Here is a 20,307-nt window from a genome sequence, read left to right as displayed (position 1 = left end):
ATCAGATCGGGCTGCTCACTTCTCACGTGACTGTGTGCTGTCGGCTGTCTGCGCACTTGCTCCACCCGATCCGGCCAGAGTTGCAACTGCGGTAGAAAGGACAAGGGTGTGTATGATCGAGCGTTTCAAAACGACCTCAGCAAATAATGTAATAAGTTGCGATGGCACATTGTTCATCCTGAATCTTGAAGGAACTGCCGCCAACCCGTCATCCGCCCAAATATTCCAAGTGTTGCATGTTTTCGACTGCATTGGAGCGAAGCATTCGCGAATGAACAGCTTGAGTGGCTTCGATTCAAAGATGTCCGGACCGGGCTCGAACGTGACATCTGAGAAAACTGTCAGATGTCCGTCTTTCAACGCACTTCGGACGTTAAAACCAGTGAGCGCTCACACAGCAATATTGGCGTGACAGCGCGCGAACTTTTTCCAGGGAAGAGGCCTGCCTCAGCGATTCGAAGCTCATTGCGTCGAGACAGGGGCACCTGTGCCTCAGCATGCCGCGTGCGGCTGGCTTTGTTGCTGCAGCTTTGCGTCATGGTGGTACTCTTGTTCCTGCGAGTCGTATAGGCAATTGACAGGTATGCATATAATAAGCATACATAACAAAATGACTGCTGGATAGGGGAGGATCCGAATGTCGGAACAGCTGGGAACGCTGGACGAGCTTCCAGACGATTACAAAGCCGCCATGACCGAGGCCGGCGTGGCGCCGCTTTGGCCGATGATGCGCAATGTCTTGCCCCATGATGCGCCCAACCCGGTGACGCGGTCGGGTCATTGGTCTTTTGATGCGGTGCGTCCTCTTTTGATGCGTGCGGGCGAGTTAACGCCAGTTGAAAAGGCCGAGCGCCGGGTGCTGGTTCTGTCCGATCCGGGGCGGGGCACCGGTGCGATGCAGGCGACCTCGTCGATTTACCTGGGGCTGCAGTTGCTGCTGCCGGGCGAAAGTGCGCCTGCGCACAAGCACACGCCATCTGCGGCGCGGATTATCGTTGAAGGGACCGGCGGATATACGGTTGTCGACGGTGAAAAGCTGCCAATGGAAGATGGCGATCTGGTGCTGACCCCCGGCGGCGACTGGCATGACCATGGCCATGACGGGGACGAGCCTGTGATCTGGCTGGATGCGCTGGACTTGCCTTTGTTCGTGTATCTGGAAGGCTCCTATGCCATCGAAGGCCCACTTCAGGCGCAGCGCAACCGCCCAGATGCGTCCGAGGTTGAGTACCGTGCGGCGGGGCTTGCGCCCTCGCGGCGGCTGAATTCATCGGTGCGGCGCTATCCGATGATGCGCTATCCCTGGAAACAGACCGAAGCGGCGCTGCGCCAGATGGCCAAATATGGCGATGACAGCGTGGCCGAGATGGATTTCATCAACCCCGAAACCGGTCAGGATGTCCTGCCCACCATGGGCTTCACTGCCATGATGCTGGCCGCGGGCCAAACCGATGCGCCGCCGCTGCGCTCAGCCTCGGCCGCCTTCCATGTGGTCAAGGGCCGGGGCACAACCGTGGTGAACGGGCAGACCATTCACTGGGGGCCGAAAGATACCTTTACCGCCCCAGTCTTTGCCGACATCACCCATAGCGCGGAGGAGGAAAGCTTCCTTGTCCGCATCCATGACCGCCCGCTGCAGGAAAAGCTGGGCTATTACGAGGAGCGCGCGAAATGAGCCTGTTTACCCTGCCCACCATTCCGGACATTCCGGTCAAAGGCGAAAGCGCGGGATACCCGATCGGGCGCGTTTTCTGCGTGGGCCGGAACTATGCCGCCCATGCCGCCGAGATGGGGTTCGAGGTGGATCGCGAGGCGCCATTCTATTTCACCAAATCCCCCGCCAATGCTGTGCTGACGGGGGCATCCATGCCTTATCCTCCTGGGACCGAGAATTTCCATCACGAGATGGAACTGGTGATCGCCATCGGCAAACCGGTGTTCCGCTGCTCGAAAGAACAAGGGCTGGATGCGATCTATGCCTATGGCTGCGGGCTCGACATGACTCGGCGCGATCTGCAGATCGCCTCGCGCAACAAGCAGCGGCCCTGGGATCTGGGCAAGGACGTGGAAGACAGCGCCGTCTTCGCGCCCCTGACCAAGGCGGGTGATTTCGGTGCGGTTGGCCAGCAGCGCATCTGGCTTGAGGTGAACGGCGAGGTCAAGCAGGACGCCACCCTGGAAGAGCTGATCTGGAAAGTCGATGAAATCGTCTCGGACCTGTCGAAATTCTATCACCTTCGCCCAGGCGATCTGATCATGACCGGCACACCTGCGGGTGTTGGACCCGTCGTTGCGGGTGACGTGATCGCAGGCGGTGTGGATGGGCTGGACCCGATCGCGCTGACCATCACGGATGCCGAATAGTCCGATGTCGGATCGCATCCTGATTGCGGGCGGCGGGATCGGCGGTTTGGCCACGGCCATTGGTCTTGCACAGAAGGGCATCGCCTCGACCGTGCTGGAAAAGGCGGCTGAACTGGGCGAGATTGGTGCGGGCATCCAGCTGGGGCCGAACGCCTTTCATGCCTTTGACTATCTGGGTGTCGGTGATGCGGCGCGCGACATGGCCGTCTATATCGACAACCTGCGTCTGATGGATGCGCTGACCGGGGATGAGATCACGCGCATCCCGCTGGATGACGCGTTTCGCACGCGCTTCGGCAACCCTTATGCGGTGGTCCATCGCGGCGATCTGCACGGCGTGTTCCTGAAGGCCTGTCAGGCTCACGATTTGGTCGAACTGCGCACCAGTGCTGCCGTGACCGGATATGACCAAGACGGCGACCGCGTGACTGTTGCCTTGGCTTCCGGTGAAACGGTCACGGGGCGTGCACTGATCGGGGCGGACGGGTTGTGGTCGAATATCCGCAAACAGCTGGTGGGCGATGGCGCGCCGCGCGTGTCTGGCCATACCACCTATCGGTCGGTCATTCCCGTGGAAGACATGCCCGAAGACCTGCGCTGGAACGCCGCCACGCTGTGGGCCGGACCGAAATGCCATATCGTGCATTACCCGCTGTCCGGCTGGAAGCTCTTCAACCTGGTGGTGACCTATCACAATGACGCGCCCGAACCGGTGGCCGGCAAACCCGTCAGCCATGACGAGGTGCGCCAAGGGTTCGAACATGTGCACCCGCGCGCCCAGCAGATCATCGACAAGGGCAAGGACTGGAAGCTGTGGGTGCTGTGCGACCGCGATCCTATCCTTGATTGGGTCGACGGACGCGTGGCGCTTCTGGGCGATGCCGCCCATCCGATGCTTCAGTATTTCGCGCAGGGCGCCTGTATGGCGATGGAGGATGCCGTCTGCCTGTCTCATGAACTGGGGAACAGTGACGATCTCCCCGCAGCGCTGATCGCATATCAGGACAGACGCCGCCTGCGTACAGCGCGGGTTCAGCTGCAGTCACGCCAGATCGGGGAACATGTCTATCACCCCGCAGGTGCGCACGCCGCACTGCGCAACGCGGTGATGAGCGCGCGGGGGCCGGCTGACTGGTATGATCAGATCGCGTGGCTTTATGGCTCGACCGGTCTGGAAGGCGCAGTATCGTCCGAAACAAGGCGAGTCGGCACGTAATGCGACCGGCTAACTTCACGCTGGGTGCATTATATACGCCATCAGGCAAAATAGTGCCTTATGCGCGCAGGTTGGTTGTTTTTTTGGTTAATCATAAGTCGAATTTTCGTTCATAGGTTAACTGATCCTTGATTGGTCCTGAAAAACGGACATAACTTGGCGGCGGCGCAAAAATAACCGCCGCGCATGTCAGAGGGAGGAAATGACATGACCACTCGGAGAACTGTGATCGGCCTTCTTGGCGGTGTCGCCATGGCCGGAATGTTGGCCACGTCAGCCGCAGCGCAGGACGTCACGCTCAGATTGCATCAGTTCCTGCCGGCGCAGGCGAATGTGCCGAAGCTGGTTCTGGATGTCTGGGCCGACAATGTCGAAGAGGCATCGGGTGGGCGGATCGAAATCCAGCGTTTTCCATCCATGCAACTGGGCGGTACGCCGCCGCAGCTGATCGATCAGGCCATTGATGGCGTGGCAGATATCGTTTGGGGCGTGAACGGCTTTACGCCGGGCCGCTTCCCGCGGACCGAAGTGTTCGAACTGCCGTTTTTCACCACTGATGCCGCATCGGCCTCTGCCGCATACTGGCAGATGTTCGAAAAGCACATGAAAGACACCGATTTCAAGGATCTGAAGATCCTGGGCACCTGGGTGCACGGCCCCGGCATGCTGCACACGTCCGAACCTGTTGAATCGCCGGCTGATATGGAAGGGCTGAAAATCCGCGGTGCCTCGCGGATGGTAACGCAACTTCTTGATGAATTGGGCGCAACCTCGGTCGGGATGCCGGTGACGGCCATTCCGGAATCGCTGTCCAAAGGCGTGATCGACGGCGCGGCCATCCCGTGGGAGGTGACGACGGCCCTGAAAGTGGCCGAACTGGTGGACAATCACACCGAATTTGAAGGCCCCGCGCTTTACAACATCACCTTTGTTCTGGCGATGAACAAAGAGAAGTATGAAAGCCTGCCGGACGATCTGAAAAAGGTGATCGATGACAATTCCGGTCTGGAATTCTCGGTCTTTGCGGGCACCACGCAAGCCAGCTCGGACGGTCCGGCGCGCGAACTGGCGCTGGACGCGGGCAACAACGTCATCACGATCAGCGAAGCGGACACCGCCGAATGGATCGCGCTGGCACAGCCGGTTTATGACAAATGGGTGGCCGATATGGACTCCCAGGGCATTGACGGGCAGGCTCTGATTGATGAGGCGCGTGCTTTGATGGAAGAGTACAAAGCGTCCAACTGATAAATGGGCGGTCCTGTGTTGGGCCGCTCCAATAAAGGTCAAAAGGGAGGATACCAATGACCAAACGGAGAACCCTGCTGGGTCTAGCCGCCAGCGCCGCCATTGCTGCACTCAGCATGGGCGCAATGGCGACATCGGCCTCGGCACAGGAAGTTACGCTGAAACTGCACCAGTTCCTGCCGGCTCAGGCCAACGTGCCGAAGCTGGTTCTGGATGTCTGGGCGGATAACGTCGAAGAAGCATCCGGCGGCCGCATCAAGGTCGAACGCTATCCGTCGATGCAGCTGGGCGGCAAGCCACCAGAGCTGATGGACCAGGCCATTGATGGCGTGGCGGACATCGTCTGGACCGTGGTCGGCTATACCCCCGGGCGCTTCCCCTCGACCGAAGTCTTTGAACTGCCCTTCATGATGACGAACGCCCGCGCGGCATCCCGCGCCTATTGGGAAATGTTCGAAAAGCACATGAAGGACACCGAATTCAAGGATGTCCACATTCTGGGAACCTGGGTCCACGGCCCCGGCCTGATCCACACCAAGGACCCGGTCGTTGAGCCTGGGGATCTGCAAGGCATGAAGATCCGTGGCGGCTCGCGCTCGGTCAACTCTCTGCTGACGCTTCTGGGCGCAACGCCTGTCGGCATGCCGGTTCCAGCCGTGTCGGAAGGCCTGTCCAAAGGCGTGATCGACGGCACCACTATCCCATGGGAAGTGACCGCCGCGCTGAAAGTGCCGGAGCTGGTGACAAACCACACCGAATTCACCGGGAACGCGCTTTATGTTTTGACCTTCGTTCTGGCGATGAACAAGGACAAGTATGAAAGCCTGCCCGCCGATCTGCAGAAAGTGATCGACGACAATTCCGGGCTGGAATTCTCCGTCTTTGCAGGCGGTACGCAGGAAGACAGCGACGGCCCCGCCCGCGAACAGGCGCTGGATCTTGGCAACAACATCATCACGCTGGATGCGGAACAGACCGCCGTGTGGCGCGAAGCGGCGCAGCCGATCTATGACGAATGGGTCAAGGACATGAACGGTCGCGGCATCGACGGTCAGGCCCTGATCGACGAGGCTCGGATGCTGATCGACAAATACACCGAAAGCGCGACCAACTGATTGCTGCATATCATGGGCCACGGCATGGAAACGTGCCGTGGCCTGATCATGTGCAGCGCAGGAACGGGGCAGGAAATCCATGCACGCATTCATGATGGGATTGGCCCGGCTGATGGCCATATTGGGCGGCATCGTCCTGAGCGTTCTGATCCTGCTGACCTGTGTGTCAGTGATCGGCCGCAGTCTGAACGGGATGTTTCACAGCGACTTCATGACCGGGCTCGCTCCGGGCTTTTCGAAGTGGATGATCGATATCGGCGTGGGCCCGGTGAACGGGGATTTCGAACTGGTTGAGGCCGGTGTCGCCTTTGCCATCTTCGCCTTCATCCCGTTGTGTCAGATCACGGCGGGTCATGCCTCGGTCGATATCTTCGCGAATGCCTTTCCCAAATGGATGGACAAGACCCTGCGTGCCGTGACCGAGGTTGTGTTCGCCGCAGTTCTGATCCTGATCGCGGTGCAGCTGTTCGATGGCATGATGTCGAAGAAGCAATATGGTGAGACCTCCTTCCTGATCGAATTCCCGATCTGGTGGGCCTATGCGGCCAGCCTTGTAGGGGCTGTCGTGTCATCGGTGGTCGCGGTCTATATGGCCGTCATCCGGGTTGTGGAAATGGCGACGGGCCGCACGCTGGTCGAAGAAGGCGCAGGAGCAGAACATTGAGCAGCCTTGAAGTAGGGATCGCGTCTTTCCCGGCGCTGATGGCGCTTATCTTTCTGCGAGTGCCGATTGGCCTTGCGATGTTTCTTGTGGGTCTTGTCGGGCTGGTCCTTGTCACCGACGGCACCACCGTCGCCTTCGCCCGGCTGAAGAACGAGACCTATACGACCTTCTCCAGCTATTCACTGTCGATCGTTCCGATGTTCCTGCTGATGGGCCATTTCGCGACGCTGGGCGGCATGTCGACCGCGCTGTTCAAGGCGGCGGAAGGGTTTCTGGGCCACCGCAAGGGTGGGGTGGCCATGGCCTCTATCGGTGCCTGTGCCGGGTTCGGGGCGATCTGCGGATCGTCACTGGCCACTGCGGCGACGATGGGGCGCGTCGCCCTGCCTGAGCTGAAACGCTATGGCTATGCCGGGGGGTTCTCGACCGCGACGCTGGCTGCGGGCGGCACGCTGGGTATCCTGATCCCGCCTTCCGTGGTGCTGGTGATCTATGCGATCCTCACTGAACAGAACATCGCCAAGCTGTTTCTGGCGGCTTTCATTCCCGGCATTCTTGCCGCCATCGGTTACGTCATCGCTATCTCGATCTATGTCCGGCTCTACCCCGACAGCGCGGGTGTGCGCGAAGCGATCCCTATGGCCGAAAGGTTCCGTAACCTGATTGCGGTCTGGCCTGTTCTGCTGGTCTTTGGCCTGGTGGTGGGCGGTATTTATGCGGGCTGGTTCACACCGACCGAAGGCGCAGCCGTTGGTGCGGCAGGCACCGGGCTGATCGCGCTGATCAATGGCGGTCTGACCTGGTCCACGCTGATCGAAAGTTTCACCGTCACCGCCCGGTCCACCGCGATGATCTTCTTCATCGTTCTGGGCGCGGCCTTCTATAACGGGTTCCTTGCGCTTACCCAGGTCCCGCAGGAGCTGTCGAACTGGGTGGTGGAAATGGGTCTCAGCCCCTGGATGGTGCTGGCCCTGATCCTTGTCTTTTACCTGATCTTCGGCTGCCTGATGGACAGCCTGTCGATGATCCTTCTGACCATCCCGATCTTCTTTCCGGTAATCAGCGTTCTGGACTTCGATCTGGTGAACCTGGCCGCCATGCAGGCCGAAGCCGCGATGGAGGTGCTGAACGCAGGCATCCCCGAAGGCATGGGCGCCGAGATGCTGGAAAGTATCCGAACCGCCATCGCCAGCGGCGCCGAACTGACGCGCGAGCAGATGAAGGCGCTGGATATCCGCGTCACGCAAGGCATGGCCAACCGGATCGAGGCGGAATACGTCGCCATCTGGTTCGGCATCCTTGTCCTGATCGTGGTCGAGGTGGGGCTGATCACGCCGCCGGTGGGCATGAACCTGTTCATCATCAACGCGATGGATCGCACCACGCGGATGATCGACACCTATAAGGCCGTTCTGTTCTTTGTCGGGTCCGACATCATCCGGGTGATTATCCTGGTCATGTTCCCGGCGATCACGCTTTTCCTGATCAGGTAAGATCGGGTCGCGCCGGGTATCTGTTTCGGCGCGGGAGGAGGATGAAGCCATGGCACATCAAACGCAGTATCGCCCGCACAAGGTGATCCGCGAAGACCGACCCGATGGGACGGTCCTTCTGCGTTCAGGTTATCCGCCCAGCGATGTGGTCGCGACCTCATCCGTCTGGCTGCGGCGCTGGGCGGTGGACCGGCCCGACATGGTCTTTCTGGCCGAACGCAGCGGGCCCGGCTGGCGCGAACTGCCCTATGCCGAGGCGCTGCAGCAGGTGGAAGCCGTGGCACAGGCCCTGCTGGCCCGCGGGCTGGGTCCGGAAACGCCGATCCTGATCATCTCGGGCAACAGCGTGAACCATGGCGTGCTCAGCCTTGCCGCGCATCTGGTGGGGATCCCGACCGTTCCGGTGGCCGAACAATATGCGCTGATCCCTGGTGCGGACAAACAACTCAGCTATGTCGCCCAACTGACGCGGCCTGCGATGGTCTATGCCGAGGATGGCGAAGCCTTTGGCCGTGCCCTTGCCTTGCCGGAACTGGCGGCGCTGCAGCAGATCGTCACCCACAACGTGCCGGAGGGGGCCGACGCCTTCGCCGATCTGCTGGCCGGGGCTCATGTGGATCTGGAACCGGAAGAGGCCAAGGTCGGCCCGGATTCGGTGGTGAAGATCCTGATGACCTCGGGCTCGACCTCGAACCCCAAGGGGGTGGAGACGACACACCGGATGATGTGCGCCAACCAGGCGATGATCGTGGACGCGCTGCCCTTCCTGCAGGATCGCCCCCCGCGCATCGTCGACTGGCTGCCGTGGAATCACGTCTTTGGGGGGTCGCACAACTTCAACATGATGCTGGCCAATGGTGGCAGTCTGTACATCGACGGTGGCAAGCCGGTGAAAGGGCTGGTCGACAAGACGATCGAAAACAACCGCCTGATGAACGGCACCATGGCCTTCAATGTGCCCGTGGGCTTTGCCATGTTGCGCGACGCCATGCGCGAAGACCCCGCCCTGCGCGAGACGTATTTCAAGGATCTCGACATGCTGTTTTATGCCGGCGCATCGCTGCCGCAGGATGTCTGGCGCGATCTGCATGACATGGCGGTCGAGGTGCGCGGCACAGCACCGCTGATGAATTCGTCCTGGGGCCTGACGGAAACCGGCCCTGCCCATATGATCCAGCATGAACTGACAGATCAATCGGGCGTCGTGGGCGTGCCGATGACAGGCGGCACGGTCAAGCTGGTCCCCGATGACGGTGACCGCTGGGAGGTGCGCGTCTCCGGCCCCAATATCTTCAAGGCCTATTTCCATGATCCCGAAAAGACGGCCGAGGCCTTTGATGATGAAGGATATTTCCTGACTGGCGATGCCATGGTGTTCGTCGATCCGGACGATCCCGCCAAGGGGATGCGGTTCGATGGGCGCATCTCGGAAGACTTCAAGCTGCTGACCGGCATCTGGGTGCGCGCGGCCAATATGCGGCTTGAGCTGTTGCCCGCTCTGGCCCCTCTGGCGCAGGATGTTGTGATCACCGGGCAGGGCCAGACCGAGGTTGGCCTGCTGATCGTGCCCAGCCCCGCGGCGGTGGCGGCGCATGAACTGACAGATGATAACGGCATCTGGCGCGGCGCGGCGTTCGAGGACGAGATCCGCAAACGCCTTGCTGATTTCGGCAGCGAAACGCGCGGCACGTCCAGCCGCATCCGTCGCGTTCTGATCCTGTCCGAGCCGCCATCGATGGCCGACGGGGAAATCACGGCGAAGGGCAATCTGAACTTCCGCAAACTTCTGCTGCGGCGCGAGGATGTACTGGAGCGGCTCTATTCCAATGATCCGGCAGTCATCCGGCTATAGTTGCAAAATAGTGCATATAAAGGGATATCTTGCATATCTGACTGATCTTTGCATGATAAGCCAAGCGACTCGTGGATCGCACCCGGGAGGAGAGAGGTGCGGCCACGGTCGATGGGAGGACATCATATGACAGACAACCGCAACGCCGCTTTGTGGTTTGTGGACCGTCACCTTCAGGAAGGCCGTGCCGACAAGGTTGCCTTCCGCGAGGCCGCCGGTGACAAACGCCGCATGACCTATGGCCATCTGGCCCATGAAAGCGCTCGCGTCGCCGATGCCTTGCAACGCGCCGGCATCAACCGCGAGGAACGCGCCGTGATGCTGATGCTGGATCAGCTTGAATTTCCGCCGGTCTTCTGGGGCTGCTTGAAGGCGGGCGTCGTGGCTGTGCCGCTGAACACGCTGCTGGCCACAGATGTGTACGAGGTGATCCTGAACGACGCCCGCGCGGCGATCCTGTTTGTCAGCGAAGAACTGCTTCCGGTCGTTCTGCCTGCCGCGCGCAATACGCCATCGCTGCGCAAGATCGTGGTGGTGGGCGACGCGCCCGATGGCACCATCAGTTTTGACACCTTCATGGACGGTGCCGCGCCAGCAGATGCGGTTCCGGTCAGCGACGATGAATGCGCCTTCTGGCTCTATTCCAGCGGGTCGACCGGCCAGCCGAAAGGCGTCCGCCACGTGCACGGCGCGCTGAAGGCCACCGCCGATACATATGGCGCGCAGGTGCTGGGCATCCACGAAGACGACACGGTCTATTCCGTGGCCAAACTGTTCTTCGCCTATGGTCTGGGCAACGCCATGACCTTCCCGCTCAGCGTCGGTGCGACGACAGTTCTGTTCCAGGGCCGCCCGACCCCCGATGGCGTGGCCGATATCCTGGCGTCTGAAAAACCCACCGTCTTCTGCGGCGTACCCACGCTTTATGCTGCGCTGGTGCAGCATTTGCAGAAAGCGGGCACTCCTGACGCACCTCTGCGCGCCTGCATCTCAGCCGGAGAGGCGCTGCCGGAAGAGATCGGCAAAACCTGGCACCAGCTTTGGGGCGTCGACATTCTGGATGGCGTCGGCTCGACGGAAATGCTGCACATCTTCCTGTCGAACGCGCCGGGGGATGTGGCCTATGGCACCTCGGGCACAGCGGTGCCGGGATACGAGCTGCGCCTTGTCGATGAGGACGGCAACGATGTCGCAACCGGAGAAATTGGCGAACTTCTGGTGCGCGGTGCCTCGGCCGCCGATGGCTATTGGAACAAGCGCGACAAAAGCCGGGCCACGTTCGAAGGCGAATGGACCCGCACGGGCGACAAATACGAACGCCGAGAGGATGGCCGCTTCGTCTATTGCGGGCGGACGGATGACATGTTCAAGGTCTCGGGCATCTGGGTCTCTCCGTTCGAGGTGGAACAATCCCTGATCTCTCATCCGGCCGTTCTGGAAGCTGCCGTCGTGCCCGCGCGCGACGACGAGGGGCTGGAAAAGCCCAAAGCCTATATCGTTCTTAAAGACGTCAGCACTCCAATCCCGGACAGCGATCTGAAAGACTATGTCAAAGAGAAGATCGGTAAGTGGAAATATCCCCGCTGGATCGAATTCGTCGAAGACCTGCCCAAGACGGCCACCGGCAAGATCCAGCGCTTCAAACTGAGGGAGCTCGCATGATGGACTGGACCGCGTCACCCGCAGCCCCGCTTGATGTGAACGGCCTGGCGATTGAATACGCCTGTTACGGTCCGTCAACCGACAAGGCCGCCACGATCGTGATGCTGCACGAGGGGTTGGGGTGCCTGGCCCTGTGGCGTGATTTCCCGCAGAAAGTGGCGGAGGCAACCGGCCTTGGCGTCTTTGTCTTTTCGCGACCGGGTTATGGCGCGTCCAGCCCGGTCACCCTGCCGCGCCCGCTTGATTTCATGACCCGCGAGGCCAAAGAGTTTCTGCCCGGTCTTCTGGATGCCATCGGGTTTCAGCGCGGCATTCTGTTCGGCCACAGCGACGGGGCCACGGTCTCGGCCATCTATGCCGGGTCGGTCGAAGACTTGCGCGTGCGCGGCCTGATCCTGATGGCCCCGCATTTCTTTAACGAAGATGTCTGTGTGGCTGAAATCGCGAAGGCGCGGGACGCCTATGACAGCGGCGATCTGAAACCGCGTCTGGCGAAATACCACAAAGATGTGGATGGCGCCTTCCTTGGCTGGGCCGATACCTGGCTGGACCCCGGTTTCCGAAACTGGAATGTGGCCGAGGTGATTGATTACTTCCGCATTCCCGCGCTGGCCATTCAAGGCCGCGACGATCAATACGGCACACTTGCCCAGGTGCAGGAGGTCGAAACCCGCGCCTACTCGCCCGTCGATCTGGTCATTCTGGACGATTGCAAGCACGCTCCTCATCTGGAGCAACCCGATGCCACTCTGGCCGCTGTTGCGGACTTCGTGGCACGGCTGGAGCGGATCGAAGCGGAACAGGTCAGTCTTGCCTGACATCACGCTGCCCGGTCACGTCTATGTTCCGGGCCAGACGCCGCGGCATGCCAAAGGGTCGTTTGAAGACTATCACGCAAGTGTCCCGCCCGGGATTGCGCTGAAGGATCTGCCGGGCACGCTGGCGTGGCGGGCGGGCCTTCGGTTTTTTGACGAAGGCTTCTTTTGGGAAGCGCACGAGGTTCTTGAGCCGGTCTGGATGGCCACGCCCGATGGAACCGCGGAACATCAGATGGTGCAGGGCGTCATCCAGCTGGCCAATGCCGCGCTGAAACACCGGATGGGGCGCCCTGCCGCTGCCCAACGTCTCTGCGCCAAGGCGCGCGACCATCTGCGCGCGGCCCGATCCGCAGGCGGGGAAAGGGTGATGGAGCAGGACGTGGACCTCTGGCTGGCGCGTGTCGATTCGGTTGAGCGCGGGGGCTGATGGGCGGTGCATTAAAATGCACATATACTTGATCTTTGCTGCAAATGAACTGTAAGTATCTGGTTTTATGCAATATTAACTTAGCACTAAAATGCATCTTATGCCTTTACTCACCATTGCCCGCGCATTAAAGTGCATCGAAAATACGCTTTAGGGAGGAGCGTCCATGTCCAAGATTATCGACTTCCAGACCGACCCGTCCAAATACCGCCACTGGCGTGTGGAATATGATGGCCCGGTGGCCAATCTTTATATGGATGTGGACGAGAATGGTGGCCTTTTCGATGGCTACCAGCTCAAGCTGAATTCCTATGACCTTGGCGTCGATATCGAGCTGGCCGATGTGGTCCAGCGGATGCGCTTCGAACATCCCGAGGTGAAGGTTGTCGTCATGCGGTCGGGTAAGGACAACGTGTTCTGCGCCGGGGCGAATATCCGCATGCTGGGCGGTGCGGCCCATGCGCACAAGGTGAACTTCTGCAAATTCACCAATGAAACACGCAACACCTATGAGGCGGCCGAGGAAGACAGCGGCCAGAAGTACATCGCCGCCGTGAAAGGCGCTTGCGCCGGGGGCGGCTATGAACTGGCGCTGGCGTGCAACTACATCATGCTGACCAATGACAGCTCGTCCTCTGTCGCGCTGCCCGAGGTTCCGCTGCTGGCCGTGCTTCCGGGAACCGGTGGCCTGACCCGTGTGACCGACAAGCGCAAGGTGCGCCGTGACCGCGCCGATGTCTTCTGCTCGATCGAGGAAGGCGTGAAAGGTCAGCGTGCCGTGGATTGGCGTCTGGTGGACGAGGTTGTGCCGAACTCCAAATTCGACGAGGTGGTGGCTGAGCGTGCGAAGGAATTCGCCGCGAACTCCTCCAAGGCTGACGTGGAAAAGGGGATCGAACTCACCCCGCTCACCCGCAGCTTTGCCGATGATGGCTCGGTCTCCTATTCGCTGGTCGAAGTCGCTGTGGACCGCAACGCCAACACTGCGACGATCACCCTCAAAGGCCCCGATCAGGACGTGCCTGCGGACATGGACGCGGCCCAGGCGCTGGGCGCGGATCTGTACCTGCTGCGCCTTGCGCGCGAACTGGATGACGCGATCCTGCATCTGCGCCTGAACGAACGCAAAGTGGGCTTGGTTGTTTTCCAGACCCAGGGCGACCCGGAGGCCGTTCTGGCCCATGAGAAACTGCTTCTCGACAATGCCGATCACTGGCTGGCCAACGAGATCCTGAAATACTGGAAACGCGTTCTGAAACGCGTCGACATGACCTCCCGCAGCCTTGTGGCGCTGGTCGAACACGGCTCCTGCTATGCCGGTGTTCTGGCAGAACTGCTTTGGGCCGTCGACCGCAGCTTTATGATGCTGGATGAATTCGACGGCGATAACCGCCACATGGCAACGGTCACCCTGTCGGACAGCAATTTCGGCACCTTCCCGATGTCGAATGACCTCAGCCGCCTGGAAACCCGTTTCCTCGGCGAACCGCAGCAGGTCGAAAAGCTCAAAAGCTCCATCGGCGAACCGCTTGAGGCGGAAGATGCCGAAGAACTGGGCTTGGTAACCTATGCCTATGACGACATCGATTGGGAGGACGAAGTGCGTATCTTCCTCGAAGAACGCGCCAGCTTCTCGCCCGATGCGATGACGGGCATGGAAGCCAATCTGCGCTTTGCCGGCCCGGAAACGATGGAAACCCGGATCTTCGGGCGGCTTACCGCCTGGCAGAACTGGATCTTCAACCGTCCCAACGCGGTGGGCGCAAATGGCGCGCTGCAGCGCTATGGCACCGGCCAGCGCGGTGAATACGACATGGAGCGGGTCTGACCTGCAAGACTGCCGGGCTGAAGCCCGGCCTACGGGCCCCGGCATCAACCGGTCCCGCATGACATCAGTAGGCCGGGCTTCAGCCCGGCATCTTAGGGAGAAACCAATGCTCGACCTCATCAACGTTAGCTACGACACACAAATCCCCAACAATGTGGGCCTGAGCCAGGACAAGAAGGTCCTCAAGGCGCTGGAGAAATGGCACCCCGGCTATATCAACTGGTGGAACGACCTGATCCCGCAGAATTTCCAGGAATCCATGGTCTATCTGCGCACCGCCGTATCGGTTGACCCGAAAGGCTGGGCCAAGTTCGACTATGTGAAGATGCCCGAATACCGCTGGGGCGTTCTGCTGGCCCCGCAAGTGGAAGACCGCCGCATCCCCTGTGGTGAACATTTCGGCGAGCCCGCCTGGCAGGAAGTGCCGGGCGAATACCGCAACATGCTCAAGCGCCTGATCGTGATCCAGGGCGATACCGAGCCGGGATCGGTCGAACAGCAACGCTTCCTGGGCCTCACCGCGCCGTCGCTTTACGACATGCGCAACCTGTTCCAGGTGAACGTGGAAGAAGGCCGCCACCTCTGGGCGATGGTCTACCTGCTGCAGAAGTATTTCGGCCGCGACGGCCGGGAAGAGGCGAATGACCTGCTGGTCCGCTCCTCGGGTTCCGAGGAAGCACCGCGGATGCTGGGCGCCTTCAACGAAGAAACGCCGGATTGGCTGTCGTTCTTCATGTTCACCTATTTCACCGACCGTGACGGCAAGATGCAGCTGGAAAGCCTGGCGCAATCGGGCTTTGACCCGCTGTCGCGCACGTGCCGCTTCATGCTGACCGAAGAAGCCCACCACATGTTCGTGGGTGAAACCGGCGTGGGCCGCACCATTCAGGCCACGGTCGAGGCGATGAACAAAGCGGGCATCGACGACCCTTATGACACCGACAAGATCCGCAATCTGGGCGTGATCGACCTGCCGACGATCCAGAAGAAGCTGAACCTGCACTATACTCTCTCGCTCGACCTCTTCGGGCAGGAGGTGTCCACGAACGCCGCCAACGCGTTCAACGCAGGCATCAAGGGCCGCTATATGGAAATGCGGATCGACGATGACCACAAGCTGACCAATGACACCTACAAGGTGCTGGATCTGGAAGGTGACATGATCGTCGAACGCGAAGTGCCCGCACTGACTGCCATCAACATGCGCCTGCGTGACGATTACGTGCGTGACGCTGCCGGTGGCGTGGGTCGCTGGAACAAGATCATCGAAAAGGCCGGTATCCAGTTCGAAATGAAGCTGCCGCACCAGTCCTTCAACCGGAAAATTGGCGTCTTCGCCAACAAGAATTTCGATCCGGATGGCAAGATGGTGTCCGGTGCCGAATATGACAAAGGCCTGCAGGAGTGGCTGCCCACCCATGCCGATGGCGATTTCATCCAGTCGCTGATGAAACCGGTCTATGAGCCCGGCAAATACGCCAGCTGGATCGCTCCGCCCAAGGTCGGCATCGACAACAAGCCGGGCGATTTCGAATACGTCAAACTGCACATGGCGTGACGCATCGGGCGGCGGGGTCCGACCCTGCCGCCCCCATTCCCAAAGGAGACGAGACATGAAGACGGAACGCCTCGCCGCCTACGCGCCGCGCACCCGCGCCGTTGCGGAAACCATTGCCGAACTGCAAGGCCCCTGCCTGGGCTGCAAGGGCTGCCAAGGCCTGTGCATCGCGCTGGTCGAAGCGATGACCCTGCCCGACGCGATCCTCTCGCGGGGCGGTGCCAGATGACCGCGCCGTTCAAACAGCACCTGATCGATCCGGAAATCTGCATCCGCTGCTACACCTGCGAGATGACCTGCCCGGAACAGGCGATCGAACATGATGACAACAACGTCGTCGTCGATCCCACCAAATGCAATTTCTGCATGGACTGCATTCCGGTCTGTCCCACTGGGTCCATCGATGAATGGCGCGTCGTGGCCGACAAGGACAGCGCCTATACGCTGGAACAGCAATATGAGTGGATGGAACTGCCCGAGCAGGAAGAGATCGCGGTTTCCAATGGCTCGGACGCCGACACGGACGGTCTCGAAGACGCCATCGCCGCGCTGCTGGCCGAAGCGCATGCCGGCGCGGGCGGCAAGGCCAAGGCGCCCGCCAGCGCGTCGAAGCCCACGGTGAACATGTACAACCTGGCCAAACCGGCCAAGGCCACGGTGCAGGGCAATTACCGCCTGACCGCCGAAGACAGCGACAATGACGTGCGCCACATCGTACTGGATCTTGGCGCGCAGCCTTTCCCGGCGCTGGAAGGTCAAAGCGTGGGCATCATCCCTCCGGGCGAAGATGAAAACGGCAATGCGCATCTGCCCCGGCTTTATTCCATCTCCAGCCCGCGCGACGGCGAACGTCCGGGTTATAACAACCTGTCGCTGACCGTGAAGCGGGAAGAAAACGGCATCTGTTCGAACTATGTCTGCGACCTGAAACCGGGCGACACGGTCAATCTGACCGGCCCCTTCGGCGCGACCTTCCTGTTGCCGTCCGACCCCGACGCACATCTGATGATGATCTGCACCGGTACCGGCTCGGCCCCGTTCCGTGGCTTCACCATGCGCCGCCAGCGCGAAGCGCCGTCCGTCAAGGACAGTCTGACGCTGGTCTTCGGCGCGCGCCGCCCGAAAGAGCTGCCCTATTTCGGCCCGCTCAAGAAGGTGCCGGATGACTTCATGCAGAAGGTTTTTGCCTTCTCCCGAGAGGAGGGAGAGACCAAAGCCTATGTGCAGGACAAGCTGCGTGAAAACGCCGATAAGGTCGCAAAGCTGATGCAGGATCCCAAGGGCCACATCTATATCTGCGGCCTGAAAGCGATGGAGCATGGCGTGGAAGCCGCGCTGTCCGATATCGCGCGCAGCAACGGCCTGACCTGGACCGAGATCCGCGATGCCATGCGCGAAGACGGCCGGTACCACGTGGAAACCTATTAAGTGAGCGACGTTTTCGAACACGTGATCCGTGTGGGCTGGGGCGATTGCGACCCGGCCCGCATCGCTTATACCGCGCGCATTCCGGCCTGGGCGCTGGAAAGTATCGACGCCTGGTGGGAACACCATCTGGATGGCGACGGCTGGTTCCAGATGGAAACCGACCGCAATGTCGGCACGCCTTTTGTGAACCTGTCGATGGATTTCGTGTCTCCGATCACACCGCGCCATAGGTTGCGCTGCAAGGTGTGGCCCACAAAGCTGGGCAGCAAGTCCATCACCTTCCGGGTGGAAGGCGCGCAGGATGGCACGACCTGCTTTACCGGCAGCTTCACCTGCGTCTTCACCATTGCCGATCAGTTCAAAAGCCAGCCTGCGCCCGATGATCTGCGCGCGATTGTCGAACCGCTGATGCGCCCCTGATCTTTGCACTTTCTTGCATTGCTCCCCCTGCGGAAGCGGGGTAGAAATATGCACTATTGTTCATTCCTGATGGAGCGTTCATGCCCAGCACCGCCAAATTGACGACGCCGGAGAACGCGCCCGGTCCCGCCGATCTTGCCGTGGCCGAAGTCATGACACGTGTGGGCGACAGGGTGCGCCGTGCCCGCGAACGCAAGGGCATCCCGCGCCGCGTGCTGTCGGACATGTCCGGCGTCAGCCCGCGCTATCTGGCGCAGCTTGAAGCGGGGGAGGGGAACATCTCCATCGGTTTGCTGCAACGCGTCTCGATCGCGCTGGATCACCGGATCGAATGGTTCCTTGCCGAAGACGACCCGTGGAGTTCCGAGGCACTGCGCGTCGCCGACCTTTATCGCGGTGCGTCCGATGATGTGCGCGCGGCAGTGATGAAGGCGCTTGATCCGGGCCCCGCGCAGGTGATGCGTGCACGACGTTTGTGCCTTGTGGGTCTGCGCGGTGCGGGCAAGTCCACGCTGGGCCGTCTGGCCGGGCAATCGCTGGGCCTTCCCTTCGTCGAACTGAATGACGAGATCGAGGCCCAAAGCGGCATGCCCGTGGACGAGGTCATGGCGCTTTATGGTCCCGAAGGATATCGCAAGCTGGAAGCGCAGGCGCTGGCCCGCATCGTGGCAAGCCATGACAAGATGATCCTCGCTGTCGCGGGCGGCATCGTGGCCGAGGCTGACACCTATGCCTCGCTTCTGGCGCATTTCCACACGATCTGGGTCAAGACATCGCCCGACGAACATATGGCCCGCGTGCGCGCCCAAGGCGATGAACGCCCGATGGCCGGAAACCCCGAAGCGATGGAGCAGCTGCGGTCGATCCTGACCAGCCGCGAGGCGCATTACGAAAAGGCGCAGGCGGTGCTGGATACGTCGGGCAAACCCGTCGACCGCTCTTTGGCCGAGCTGTTGCAGTTGATCCAGGATCACCGGTTCCTGGTCTGAGATGACCCAGACCCCCATCGCCATTCTGGGCAGCAGCGCCACGGGGCTGTCACTCGCCCTGGCCTGCGCAGCGGCCGATTTGCCGGTAAGGGTGGTCGACCCGGATACATCGGCGCTTGAGCGGGCGCAGGATTTCGCGCGCAAGGATGATGCCCGGGCCGCCGCGCGGATCACCTTTCACAGCGATCCCTCTGCACTGGCTGGCGCGGGAATGATCTTTGACGCACTGGACATGGCAGAGCGTGACAGTCACGGGCTTATCCTGCCTCCCGATGCCGTGGTGGCCACGCCCTATCCCACACCTCTGACCGGCGTCGCTCTGACCCGGCAATTGCGCTTTGTTCCCTTCCAGCCCATGCAGCTGCGGCATCTGACGGAACTGACCCGCTTTGCCGAAACCTCGGATCAGACGCTGGCCCTCTGGCAGGACCTGGCACAGAAGATCGGGCGCGTTCCGGTGGTCCTGCCGGACGGTGCGGCGTCGGTCGGGCTGCACCTGCAAGACCACCTGCACGCTGCCTGCGACGATCTGCTGATCCGCGGCGCGATCCTGTGGGAACTGGACGAGGCGATGACCGCCTTCGGCTTTGATCTTGGGTTTTACGAGGCGCAAGACCTCACCGGCCTCGACGTGGCCTATGCCCGCCGCAAGGCGCAGGCGCAGCCTAGCAAGATCGCCGATCGCGCGGTGGAAGAAGGCCGCATCGGCAAGAAGATTGGCTGGGGTTGGTACCGCTATCCCGGTGGCGGGGGGGCGGTGATCGACCCGCTGATCGAAGACCTGATCCGCGAAGAGGCTTGGTTCGCCGGGATCGACCAGCGCCCCTTCACCGGGGCCGAGGTGATGGCCGCTATTCTGGATGCCCTGCGCGCCGCCTTGGCCGACATTCAGGCGAAAGGCACTGTGACCTCCGCCTCGGACCTGCGCGATATCGTGGTCCACGGGCTGGGCTACCCGGTGTCCCGGCTGGACGCGATCGGGCTCTAACGCGGGTCTTCTGCCGGATAGCGCCAGTCAAGCTGATCTATCAACGACCGGCCCAACTCGGGCGGCGCATCCGCCATCGGGGGCCTTGTGTTCAGCCAGGTGTTATTGCCCGTGGCCGCCGCGAACATGGATTTCAGCGCAGGGATGAACCCCGCCGCCTGCACCGCCCGGCGATGGGCCGTCATGCCGGCTTCCAGCTGTGTGCATCTGTCGGTGTCGGCGGCCCGCCGCGCGTCG

General features: G+C 61.1%; 18 protein-coding genes and 1 pseudogene. 18 read left to right on the top strand and 1 reads right to left on the bottom strand.

Going from position 1 to position 20,307, the window contains the following annotated elements; translation table 11 throughout:
• Window positions 1-637: 637 nt before the first annotated feature.
• The 18 genes from TR61_RS17350 (at window position 638) to TR61_RS17270 (ending at window position 20,070) form a co-directional block, all read left to right on the top strand.
• The gene (locus TR61_RS17350; RefSeq protein WP_050931788.1) at window positions 638-1,675 is read left to right on the top strand and encodes a cupin domain-containing protein; all 1,038 of its coding nucleotides are present in this window, start codon (window positions 638-640) and stop codon (window positions 1,673-1,675) included.
• Window positions 1,672-2,364, top strand: a complete 693-nt coding sequence (locus TR61_RS17345) for a fumarylacetoacetate hydrolase family protein (protein WP_050931787.1) — start codon at window positions 1,672-1,674, stop codon at window positions 2,362-2,364. The genes TR61_RS17350 and TR61_RS17345 overlap by 4 nt, the downstream gene beginning before the upstream one ends.
• A gap of 4 nt (window positions 2,365-2,368) precedes the next feature.
• A complete protein-coding gene (locus TR61_RS17340) occupies window positions 2,369-3,580 on the top strand; it encodes a 3-hydroxybenzoate 6-monooxygenase (RefSeq protein WP_050931786.1) in 1,212 nt (403 codons plus the stop codon).
• A 207-nt stretch (window positions 3,581-3,787) separates the two neighbouring features.
• The gene (locus tag TR61_RS17335; RefSeq protein ID WP_050931785.1) at window positions 3,788-4,828 is read left to right on the top strand and encodes a TRAP transporter substrate-binding protein; all 1,041 of its coding nucleotides are present in this window, start codon (window positions 3,788-3,790) and stop codon (window positions 4,826-4,828) included.
• 56 nt (window positions 4,829-4,884) lie between these two features.
• Window positions 4,885-5,943 (top strand): TRAP transporter substrate-binding protein, encoded by a 1,059-nt coding sequence (locus tag TR61_RS17330; protein ID WP_050931784.1) that lies wholly within the window; start codon window positions 4,885-4,887, stop codon window positions 5,941-5,943.
• Window positions 5,944-6,022: 79 nt separating this feature from the next.
• Window positions 6,023-6,607, top strand: a complete 585-nt coding sequence (locus TR61_RS17325) for a TRAP transporter small permease (RefSeq protein ID WP_050931783.1) — start codon at window positions 6,023-6,025, stop codon at window positions 6,605-6,607.
• A complete protein-coding gene (locus tag TR61_RS17320) occupies window positions 6,604-8,100 on the top strand; it encodes a TRAP transporter large permease (RefSeq protein ID WP_050931782.1) in 1,497 nt (498 codons plus the stop codon). The genes TR61_RS17325 and TR61_RS17320 overlap by 4 nt, the downstream gene beginning before the upstream one ends.
• Before the next feature lie 49 nt (window positions 8,101-8,149).
• Entirely contained in the window at window positions 8,150-9,952 is a 1,803-nt protein-coding gene (locus TR61_RS17315; RefSeq protein WP_050931781.1) for a feruloyl-CoA synthase, read from the top strand.
• Between the two features lie 126 nt (window positions 9,953-10,078).
• Entirely contained in the window at window positions 10,079-11,614 is a 1,536-nt protein-coding gene (locus TR61_RS17310) for a benzoate-CoA ligase family protein (protein WP_050931780.1), read from the top strand.
• Window positions 11,611-12,432, top strand: coding sequence for an alpha/beta fold hydrolase (locus TR61_RS17305; protein WP_245626922.1), 822 nt, complete (start codon window positions 11,611-11,613; stop codon window positions 12,430-12,432). Before TR61_RS17310 ends, TR61_RS17305 begins: the two co-directional genes overlap by 4 nt.
• On the top strand, window positions 12,425-12,859 hold the full coding sequence (locus TR61_RS17300; RefSeq protein ID WP_245626921.1) for a DUF309 domain-containing protein: 435 nt from the start codon (window positions 12,425-12,427) through the stop codon (window positions 12,857-12,859). The genes TR61_RS17305 and TR61_RS17300 overlap by 8 nt, the downstream gene beginning before the upstream one ends.
• 166 nt (window positions 12,860-13,025) lie before the next feature.
• Window positions 13,026-14,687, top strand: coding sequence for a 2,3-epoxybenzoyl-CoA dihydrolase (boxC, locus tag TR61_RS17295; RefSeq protein ID WP_050931779.1), 1,662 nt, complete (start codon window positions 13,026-13,028; stop codon window positions 14,685-14,687).
• Window positions 14,688-14,793: 106 nt separating this feature from the next.
• Window positions 14,794-16,245 (top strand): benzoyl-CoA 2,3-epoxidase subunit BoxB, encoded by a 1,452-nt coding sequence (gene boxB, locus TR61_RS17290; RefSeq protein ID WP_050931778.1) that lies wholly within the window; start codon window positions 14,794-14,796, stop codon window positions 16,243-16,245.
• A 55-nt stretch (window positions 16,246-16,300) separates the two neighbouring features.
• Window positions 16,301-16,474, top strand: a complete 174-nt coding sequence (locus tag TR61_RS20205; protein ID WP_172677013.1) for a hypothetical protein — start codon at window positions 16,301-16,303, stop codon at window positions 16,472-16,474.
• Entirely contained in the window at window positions 16,471-17,673 is a 1,203-nt protein-coding gene (boxA, locus tag TR61_RS17285) for a benzoyl-CoA 2,3-epoxidase subunit BoxA (RefSeq protein WP_050931777.1), read from the top strand. The genes TR61_RS20205 and boxA overlap by 4 nt, the downstream gene beginning before the upstream one ends.
• Complete coding sequence (locus tag TR61_RS17280) at window positions 17,674-18,093, top strand: acyl-CoA thioesterase (protein ID WP_050931776.1); 420 nt, start codon at window positions 17,674-17,676, stop codon at window positions 18,091-18,093.
• A gap of 80 nt (window positions 18,094-18,173) precedes the next feature.
• Window positions 18,174-19,082, top strand: a complete 909-nt coding sequence (locus tag TR61_RS17275) for a helix-turn-helix transcriptional regulator (protein ID WP_050931775.1) — start codon at window positions 18,174-18,176, stop codon at window positions 19,080-19,082.
• 1 nt (window position 19,083) lies between these two features.
• Window positions 19,084-20,070 (top strand): 3-hydroxyacyl-CoA dehydrogenase NAD-binding domain-containing protein, encoded by a 987-nt coding sequence (locus tag TR61_RS17270; protein ID WP_050931774.1) that lies wholly within the window; start codon window positions 19,084-19,086, stop codon window positions 20,068-20,070.
• Here TR61_RS17270 and TR61_RS20200 read toward each other — a convergent pair.
• Window positions 20,067-20,307 (bottom strand): annotated as a pseudogene (locus tag TR61_RS20200) (hypothetical protein); the annotation flags it as partial. The gene TR61_RS17270 and the pseudogene TR61_RS20200 overlap by 4 nt on opposite strands.

The sequence above is a fragment of the Aestuariivita boseongensis genome, from assembly GCF_001262635.1.
GTDB lineage: Bacteria > Pseudomonadota > Alphaproteobacteria > Rhodobacterales > Rhodobacteraceae > Aestuariivita > Aestuariivita boseongensis.
Note: the sequence above shows the minus strand (reverse complement) of the source record. Positions and strands in the feature narration are given on the sequence as shown.